At 55.4% G+C, this 2,500-nt stretch carries 1 tRNA gene and 2 rRNA genes (1 of these 3 cut by a window edge); all 3 read left to right on the top strand.

What is annotated here, in order from left to right:
• Nucleotides 1-2,166: ribosomal RNA gene (locus AA105894_RS10755) — 23S ribosomal RNA — on the top strand (it extends 575 nt beyond the left edge of the window).
• A gap of 109 nt (nt 2,167-2,275) precedes the next feature.
• Nucleotides 2,276-2,390, top strand: a 5S ribosomal RNA gene (gene rrf, locus AA105894_RS10750).
• Between the two features lie 32 nt (nt 2,391-2,422).
• A tRNA-Met gene (locus AA105894_RS10745) sits at nt 2,423-2,499 on the top strand.
• Nucleotide 2,500: the final 1 nt, after the last annotated feature.

Here is a 2,500-nt window from a genome sequence, read left to right as displayed (position 1 = left end):
TTGCAGCGAGCTTAAGCCGGTAGGTGTAGGCGTAGCGAAAGCGAGTCTGAATAGGGCGAATGAGTTGCTGGCAGAAGACCCGAAACCGAGTGATCTAGCCATGGCCAGGCTGAAGGTGCGGTAACACGCACTGGAGGGCCGAACCCACGCCTGTTGAAAAAGTCGGGGATGAGCTGTGGCTAGGGGTGAAAGGCCAATCAAACTCGGAGATAGCTGGTTCTCCGCGAAATCTATTGAGGTAGATCGTCACGTATTGCCCTCGGGGGTAGAGCACTGGATGGGCTAGGGGGACCCAAAGTCTTACCAAACCTAACCAAACTCCGAATACCGAGGAGTATGAGCGTGGCAGACAGACAGTGGGTGCTAAGGTCCATTGTCGAGAGGGAAACAGCCCAGACCACCAGCTAAGGCCCCCAAATCGTGGCTAAGTGGGAAAGGATGTGGGGATTCCAAAACAACCAGGAGGTTGGCTTAGAAGCAGCCATCCTTTAAAGAAAGCGTAATAGCTCACTGGTCTAATAGAAACCCTGCGCCGAAAATGTAACGGGGCTCAAGCCACGTGCCGAAGCTGTGGGTGCATATCTATGATATGCGCGGTAGCGGAGCGTTCCGTAGGTCTGCGAAGGAGACGGGGTGACCCTCTCTGGAGATATCGGAAGTGCGAATGCTGACATGAGTAGCGACAAACAGTGCGAGAAACACTGTCGCCGAAAGTCCAAGGGTTCCTGCGCAAGGTTAATCCACGCAGGGTGAGCCGGCCCCTAAGGCGAGGGCGAAAGCCGTAGTCGATGGGAACCAGTTGAATATTACTGGGCCTGCCAGAAGTGACGAATGCGATATGTTGTCTGGTCTTATTGGATTGACCAGGCTTTTGGAGCATTCCAGGAAATAGCTCTGGCGTATAGACCGTACCCGAAACCGACACAGGTGGACTGGTAGAGAATACCAAGGCGCTTGAGAGAACGATGCTGAAGGAACTAGGCAAATTACTTGCGTAACTTCGGGATAAGCAAGACCCGTCTCTGGGCAACCAGATGCGGGTGGCACAGACCAGGGGGTAGCGACTGTTTAGTAAAAACACAGGGCTGTGCGAAGTCGAGAGACGACGTATACGGCCTGACGCCTGCCCGGTGCCGGAAGGTTAAGAGGAGATGTGCAAGCATTGAATTGAAGCCCCGGTAAACGGCGGCCGTAACTATAACGGTCCTAAGGTAGCGAAATTCCTTGTCGGGTAAGTTCCGACCTGCACGAATGGCGTAACGACTTCCCCACTGTCTCCAGCATCGACTCAGCGAAATTGAATTCCCCGTGAAGATGCGGGGTACCCGCGGTCAGACGGAAAGACCCTATGAACCTTTACTGCAGCTTTGCAGTGGCATCAGAGACATCCTGTGTAGGATAGGTGGGAGGCTATGAAACCGAGGCGCCAGCTTCGGTGGAGCCGTCCTTGAAATACCACCCTGAATTTTTCTGATGTCTAACCGAGACCAGTCTAGCCTGGTCCGGGACCCTGCATGGTGGGCAGTTTGACTGGGGCGGTCGCCTCCCAAAGTGTAACGGAGGCGCGCGATGGTGGGCTCAGGTCGGTCGGAAACCGACTGTCGAGTGCAATGGCATAAGCCCGCCTGACTGTGAGAGTGACAGCTCGAACAGAGACGAAAGTCGGCCATAGTGATCCGGTGGTCCCACGTGGACGGGCCATCGCTCAACGGATAAAAGGTACTCTAGGGATAACAGGCTGATCTCCCCCAAGAGTCCACATCGACGGGGAGGTTTGGCACCTCGATGTCGGCTCATCACATCCTGGGGCTGGAGCAGGTCCCAAGGGTTCGGCTGTTCGCCGATTAAAGTGGTACGTGAGCTGGGTTTAGAACGTCGTGAGACAGTTCGGTCCCTATCTGCCGTGGGTGTATGAGACTTGAGAGGATTTGTCCCTAGTACGAGAGGACCGGGATGAACATACCTCTGGTGTACCGGTTGTCGCGCCAGCGGCACAGCCGGGTAGCTAAGTATGGACGGGATAACCGCTGAAAGCATCTAAGCGGGAAACCCACCTCAAAACTAGGTCTCACAGGGCCGTGAAAGACCATCACGTCAATAGGCCGGGTGTGGAAGCGTGGTAACACGTGAAGCTAACCGGTCCTAATCGCCCATATCGCTCACACAACGCTCTCCAAGAGAGCATACACATGCATAGCAATCATCCACGCAAAACATCATCATACCAAACACCAACCTCCCACACCGACACACAGCTGTCGGGTGGATCAGAAGACCTGGTGGCTATGGCGGGAGACTTCCACCCGATCCCATCCCGAACTCGGACGTGAAACGCCCCAGCGCCTATGATACTGCATCTTAAGATGCGGAAAAGTCGGTCGCCGCCAGGTCCCCTGATCCACCCCACAAAACACCCCACCCACGCGGGGTGGAGCAGCCCGGTAGCTCGTCAGGCTCATAACCTGAAGGCCGCAGGTTCAAATCCTGCCCCCGCAACCAA

The organism is Asaia spathodeae NBRC 105894 (assembly GCF_025994195.1).
Taxonomy (GTDB): Bacteria; Pseudomonadota; Alphaproteobacteria; order Acetobacterales; family Acetobacteraceae; genus Asaia; species Asaia siamensis.
The sequence above is the reverse complement of the archived record's forward strand: the minus strand, read 5'-3'. Positions and strand labels throughout refer to the sequence as shown.